Here is a 6,210-nt window from a genome sequence, read left to right on the forward strand (position 1 = left end):
CCTCGTGCGGCCAATCACCTCGCGAGGAGCGGCGTGATGGCGTCCTGGAGCGCGGAACTCTGACCGATGATCGTGGCGCCGGAGCTCACGATGGGCCCCGGGACATCGGTCCACGAAGCGTTCGGACCGAAGAGGTAGAAAACGTCCCACGCCGGGAACGGGCTGTGATCGACGTTCTCCGCGAACCAATCACTCGTCACCGCGTCCCCGTCCCAGAAGTGCGTGACCCTCGGGTCCGGCAGGACGCTTCGCGATACGTCCGCCGCCTCGCTCGTCCCTCCGGAGAACGGAACCCAGACCGCGTAGACGCGGAGCTCCGCTGTCGGTTCCGCCTCCAGGATCTCCCTCTGCACCCAACTGGCGCCAGCGAGGCACGTGCTTCAGGTGGGCGAGATGAGCAGGATGAGGCGGGACGACCCTGCGTCGTCGTTGAACGCATCTCGAAGCGCTCCGATCGACGTGAGCTCGCGGACCGGCGCCGACGTCCGCTCCTGCTCAGGAGGGCTCGAGCGAGGATCGGAGCCAGCGTCACTCCCCGCGCATGCGCTCGAGATCATCGCCAGCGCGAGACCGCCCGCAACGAGGGCCCGGCGAAGGCGCCGGGCTCGACGCGTGCTGGTCACCCCGCGGATCCTCCTCTCAGCCCGGGTAACAGGGAAGCATCGAGGGAAACCCGGTGAAGGCGCGCCGGGCACCCAGCAGACCCACACACGGTGAGATACGCGCCGAACTCGTTCGCGAGTTCGGCGAGTCGCTCAAACTCATCGTCCAATGCGCGATGGTGGAGGTGGGGGGAATCGAACCCCCGTCCCCGGGCGACCGATCAGGGCTTCTCCGGGCGCAGCCGGTGGAGGAATCTCGCCTCGAGGCTCCCACCGGCGGAGCGCCTCTCGGCTAGCCCAGGTGAGGTGTCCGACGGCGGCCCCCGGGCGGAGCCGCTGCCGTGAGCCTGCTCACGACGCCCGGTCCCGAGTCGCAGGCGACCCCGGGCGGACGGCTACCTAACTACTTAGGCAGCGAGCGCGTAATCAGTATCGGCGCTTGTGTTTGTCCCGGCTTTTTACGAGGCATCCGGGGACCTCGGCCCGCTTCCCCTGAACGGATATCGCTCAGGTCGAAGCCAGTACACCCCCATATGCGGTTGTCCGGTCAGTATACGGCGACCTTTCACGCCTATCCGGGCGCGCTGAGCGCGGCGCATTCGGGGTCGGCAGTGAGGGCTTCCGTGAGCTCGGGCGCGTTGATCGACGCTAGTGACGAACCGATCGCGCCGAGCGAGGTCTGGATCGTCTCGCCGATCTCGTTCCGCTGGTTGGCGAACTCCTGCGGATCGTCGACGGAGATCGCCTCCACCTGCCCTCTCGCGTCGACGAGGATCGCCCGCGCTTCCGCGAAGGTGTCCCCGATCGCTGCGACGACCTCCTCGCCGTCGTCGACGTCGGGGACGCCGGCACGTTCGATACCGGCGATCAGCCGATCCGTCGCCACGAGCACGTCGTCGAGGAACGCGAGGAGGGCATCCCGCTGCTCGCTGAGCTCCACCGCGGGGTCCAGCTCTCCGGCGAAGTCGGTCGACAGCATCGCCACCTCGTCGATGTAGCTCTGCATGTTCGCGCACAGGCGCTGCGCATACGTCTCCGCTGAGACGGCCTCCTCGCCATCGCCGTTGCCGCACGCGACGAGTCCAAGAGTCACGACCGATGCACCGACGATGCGAGCGGCCTTCGTTGCCACGGAGCTCCTTTCGGCACGGGCGCGGGCGCGAAGGATACCGGCTACCTCCTTCGCCCCGCCTCGCGGAGCATCTCCCGGCGGTGCTCCCGTTCCGCGATCGCCTGACGCTTCTCGAACTGACGTTTCCCTCGGGCGAGGCCGAGCTCCAGCTTGGCCAGACCATGTGCGAAGTACACGCGCAGCGGGACGAGCGCCAATCCCCGTTCGGCGGTCTTGCCGACGAGGCGCTGGATCTCGTCGCGGTGCAGCAGCAGCTTGCGCGGGCGGATGGGGTCGTGCGTCCGTTTGTCCATCGCCTGCTCGTACGGCGGGACGTGCATCCCCTCGATCCACACCTCGCCGTCGCGAACGCGCCCGTACGCCTCGGCGAGCGAGCCCCGGCCCGCGCGGAGCGATTTCACCTCTGAGCCGGTCAGCACGATGCCCGTCTCGAACCGTTCGAGGATCTCGTAGTCGTGCCTCGCCTTGCGGTTGGAGACAACGGTCCGGTATTCGCCCTCGGCCCTGCGGCCCACTACACGTCGAGGAAGCGACGCATCCCCACGAGCCCCGCGACGATCGCGACGAGGACGCCCGCGAAAAGGAGCCACGGAACGATGGCGAGGACGTCGCGGTTCACGATCCACGGCACGAACTGCACGCTGTTGTTCAGTGGGTTGATGAACGCGACCTTCAGGGCGAACAACACGAGGATGGCGGCGACGGCTCCGATAAGACTCTCGAACAACCCTTCGATGAGGAACGGGATGCGGATGCGCCAGTTGGTGGCCCCGACGAGCTTCATGATGCCGATCTCCTTGCGGCGAGCGAACAGACCCATCCGCACGGTGTTCGCGATCAACACCGCGGCCGATACGAGCATCACGATGGCCACGAGGAGCACGCCGACGCGGAACACGCGCGTCACGGCGAACAGCCGGTCAAGGAACTCGCGCTGATCGACGAGCGTCTCCACGCCCGGCGCGGCGCAGACGTATCCGCCCCGGCCCGGTTCACACCCGAGGACCGCCGCGACCTCCTGGAACCGCTCCGGCTCCGACAGTTTCACCCGGAGCGATGCCGGCAGCGCTTCGGGATCGACGTTGTCGACGAGCTCCCGTGAGTTGGCGAAGAGATCTTGGAACCGCTCGTACGCCTCTTGCTTGTTCTCGTAGTCGACGGTCGCGACGATCGGGAGCGCCATGAGCGTCTCCCTGAGCGACGCGACGTTCTGGTCGTTCACGGGATCCGACAGGTAGATCGCGACCTCGACGTTCCCTGTCGTCCGGTCGATCATGATGTTGACCTGCCGGCTGATCAGCAGGGCGAGGCCGAACAACAACAGGGCGATGAACGTCGTGCTGATCGCGGCGAACGCCACGAGCCCGTTTCGCCGAAGTCCCGACGTGGTCTCGCGGAAGAAGTAGTCGAGCTTGGCCATCAGCTGTACACCCCTCTGGCCTGGTCCCGGACGACCTTACCCTTCTCCAGCTCGATGACTCGCCGGCGCATGGCGTCGACGATCGCCTGGTCGTGCGTGGCCATGACGATGGTGGTCCCGATCCGGTTGACCTTGTCGAGGAGCCGCATGATGTCGACGGAGGTGCTGGGGTCGAGGTTGCCGGTCGGCTCGTCGGCGAGCAGGACGAGTGGCCGGTTCACGCACGCGCGCGCGAGCGACACGCGCTGCTGCTCGCCACCCGAGAGCTCGTCCGGATAGTTGTTCAGCTTGTCGCCGAGACCGACGAGATCGAGGATCTCAGGAACGCGCTGGTCGATGACGTTCTTCGTCTTGCCGATCACCTCGAGCGCGAACGCGACGTTCTCGAACACCGTCTTGTCCTGCAGCAGCTTGAAGTCCTGGAAGACGGTGCCGATGTTCCGGCGCAGGTGCGGCACCTTCCACGCGGTGAGCTTGGCCACGTTCTTGCCCGCCACGTAGATGTCGCCCTTTGTCGCCTCGTCCTCCTTGAGAAGGAGGCGGATCATCGTCGACTTCCCCGAACCCGAAGCACCGACGATGAAGACGAACTCGCCCTTCTCGACCTCCATGGAGACGTCGTCGAGCGCCGTCGTGCCGTTCCGGTACACCTTCGTGACGCGCTGAAGACTGATCATTGCCCTTGGTTTCGGGGAGAAATCCCGGGGTCTTGAACCGGGCGGAGTGTAACAGAGGCATTCCCCCTCAGGAACGAACCCGGTGCGGATAGCCTGGGCAAATGGACACGGCGACGCGAGAGACGGGCCCCCACGTCGCACCCTCAGGTGCCGGTCGTCCCTCGCGTGCGACGAGGATCGCAGTCGCGGTGGCAGGACCTGGATTGATCGTCGTGTCCGTTCTCGTCGCGATGCGCGGTTTCGCGTTCCTCCCCCGCCTGACCAATCAGCATCCCGACGTCCTTTCCCAGTGGCTCCCGTGGTCGTGCTTCATGGGCGACGCGTTGTCGGGCGGACACGTGCCGCTGTGGAACCCGTTCGAGATGGCGGGGAGGCCGTTCGCCGCCGACGCGCAGTCGGGGTGGCTCTCCATGACGACGATGTTTGCGTCGTGGCTGTTCGGCTGCGGCGATGGGCTGCGCGCGATGATCGTGGCGTATCCGATCATCGCCGGCGTTGGCCTGTGGTGGTTCCTGCGGCGGGAAGGCCTCGGGCGCATCGCGGCAACGGCAGGTGGCCTGTCGCTCGCGATGACCATCGCCGCGTCGAGCGTCGCGGTGGCCCTGCCGTTCGCCGGGTTCCTCGCGTGGACGCCGTTCGTCCTCGTCGGAGCTTCCGGGCTCTATTCGGCTTCGGGATGGCGGAGAGCGCCGTGGCTCGCCCTCGGCGCGTTCGCATGGGGGCAGGTGGCGACGGCGCACATGTCACACGGCCTGGCCATCTGCACCGGCTTCGCGGTCGCCTACGTCGTCGCGCGTGCCGCGCGCGATACACGCGCCGGCGCCCTCTCCGGACGTTCGGCGGTCGCGTTCGCGGTGGGCTTCGTGGCGTTCCTGCCGCTCGCGAACCTGGCGATCCTGGTCCCACGCCTTGAGCTGATCGCGCGCTCCAGCCTCAGCGCCGGGTACGGCGAACTCGCGGGCACGGTGGTCGACGCACAGGGCCTGCTCGACCGGCCGATCCCCGACCACGGCATCTGGAGCGGATGGCCGTTGGCGCTCGCGTCGACGCCCGGCGCGTACGTCGGCGCGGTGGTCCTGCTCGCCATCCCGTTCGCGTTCCGGGACCGTCCTCGCCGCTTCCTGGTGTGGGCGATCGGCGTGGCGGGCCTAATCGGCTACCTGCTAACGCTCACGTTGTTCGTCGGCGCGGGGTGGTTCCGCGCACTCGTCCTTCGCTTGCCGTTCGGCGACGTGTACCTCCACAACCCGGGACGACTGCGGTACGCGGCGTATCTCGCCGTCCCCGTCCTGGGAGCCGTCGGCGTTCAGGCGCTCCTGGACCGGCGGCCCGAATCCGCCTCGGCGCTTCGGGTCGTCGCGATCGCCGGTGGTGCGTTCCTGCTCGTCGCGCTCCTCGCCGGAGCCGACCCGGCGCGCCTCGTCGTGTTCACCGCGGCCGCGGCCGCGGTGATCGCCGTCGTCTGGGCGCTCGTCAATCAACGACGATGGGCCCCGGCGGCGCTCGTCGGGGTGCTCCTCGCGGAGCTCACGGCGGGTGCCTTGTGGTCGGCGGCGTACCGCGGCGGGACGATCTACTTCGGACTGGAGGGCGACACTCGCGCGGTGCTGGTCAACGGCCCGCTTCGGTGGCCCGACATCGATCTCAACGCGTATCTCGAGCAGGGTCCGATCGCGCGGACGATCGCGGAACGGGCCGACGGGCGCTACCTGGCGTGGGTACCGCCGGCGGCGTACTTCAACAAGGGCTACCTGTTCACCCAGGACGAGGCGGACTGGCCGGCGCTGTTGCTGGGGAGGGGCCCCTTGTTCGAGCTCGAGGACGTGCTCGGCTACTCGCCGATCCAGGTCGCCCGGTACTGGTCGTACATCAGAGCAACGAACCGGCTTCCGGTCTTCTACAACGCCGCCGTGATCCAGGTGCCGTCGCCGGAGAACGTTCGTCTCCTCGGCATCAGGTACCTGATCGCGCACGAGGCCCAGCAACTCCCCGACTCGATCACCGGTGACCGCGTGGCGGCGGAGGACGGATACGTCCTGTACGAGCTCGACGGGGCGCAGCCACGCGTGTCCGTCGTTGCCGACTGGCGCGTGGTCGACGACCTCGGCGAGGCCCTCCAGGCCGTCACGGCGCGTGGGTTCGATCCGGCTGTCACCGCCGTGGTCGAGACCGAACCCGGCATCGCGCCATCGGCGGACGAATCGGGTGGCTCGGCGACGTACGGGGAGATTCGGCCGGAGGACATCCGGATCGACGTCCGCGCCGAAACGCCCTCGCTCGTCGTCGTGCGGAACGCGTGGGAAGGCGGCTGGGAGGCGACGGTCGACGGGTCGCCCGCGACCGTCCTCGTCGCCGATGCCTTCCTTCAGGCCGTGGCGG

Annotated in this window: 7 protein-coding genes and 1 other RNA gene; 1 reads left to right on the top strand and 7 read right to left on the bottom strand. The window is 68.0% G+C overall.

The features are described from left to right. Nucleotides 1–14: 14 nt before the first annotated feature. From VFA08_12685 to ftsE, 7 genes are all read right to left on the bottom strand, one after another. Nucleotides 15–353: a hypothetical protein gene (locus VFA08_12685; protein HYZ14443.1), complete on the bottom strand. Its 339-nt coding sequence runs from the start codon at nucleotides 351–353 to the stop codon at nucleotides 15–17. 27 nt (nucleotides 354–380) lie between these two features. Next, a complete protein-coding gene (locus VFA08_12690; protein ID HYZ14444.1) occupies nucleotides 381–623 on the bottom strand; it encodes a hypothetical protein in 243 nt (80 codons plus the stop codon). Between the two features lie 156 nt (nucleotides 624–779). Then, nucleotides 780–1,133: a transfer-messenger RNA gene (gene ssrA / locus VFA08_12695) on the bottom strand. Nucleotides 1,134–1,173: 40 nt separating this feature from the next. Then, complete coding sequence (locus tag VFA08_12700) at nucleotides 1,174–1,734, bottom strand: hypothetical protein (protein ID HYZ14445.1); 561 nt, start codon at nucleotides 1,732–1,734, stop codon at nucleotides 1,174–1,176. Nucleotides 1,735–1,775: 41 nt separating this feature from the next. Beyond that, nucleotides 1,776–2,249, bottom strand: a complete 474-nt coding sequence (gene smpB, locus VFA08_12705) for an SsrA-binding protein SmpB (protein HYZ14446.1) — start codon at nucleotides 2,247–2,249, stop codon at nucleotides 1,776–1,778. Continuing rightward, nucleotides 2,249–3,154: a permease-like cell division protein FtsX gene (gene ftsX / locus VFA08_12710; protein HYZ14447.1), complete on the bottom strand. Its 906-nt coding sequence runs from the start codon at nucleotides 3,152–3,154 to the stop codon at nucleotides 2,249–2,251. The genes smpB and ftsX overlap by 1 nt, the downstream gene beginning before the upstream one ends. Further along, complete coding sequence (gene ftsE / locus VFA08_12715) at nucleotides 3,154–3,831, bottom strand: cell division ATP-binding protein FtsE (protein HYZ14448.1); 678 nt, start codon at nucleotides 3,829–3,831, stop codon at nucleotides 3,154–3,156. The genes ftsX and ftsE overlap by 1 nt, the downstream gene beginning before the upstream one ends. A 188-nt stretch (nucleotides 3,832–4,019) precedes the next feature. Here ftsE and VFA08_12720 point away from each other — a divergent pair. Beyond that, a partial coding sequence (locus tag VFA08_12720) for a hypothetical protein (GenBank protein HYZ14449.1) occupies nucleotides 4,020–6,210 on the top strand: 2,191 nt, incomplete at its 3' end.

It is taken from the genome of Actinomycetota bacterium (assembly GCA_035640355.1).
Taxonomy (GTDB): domain Bacteria; phylum Actinomycetota; class UBA4738; order UBA4738; family HRBIN12; genus CALGFI01.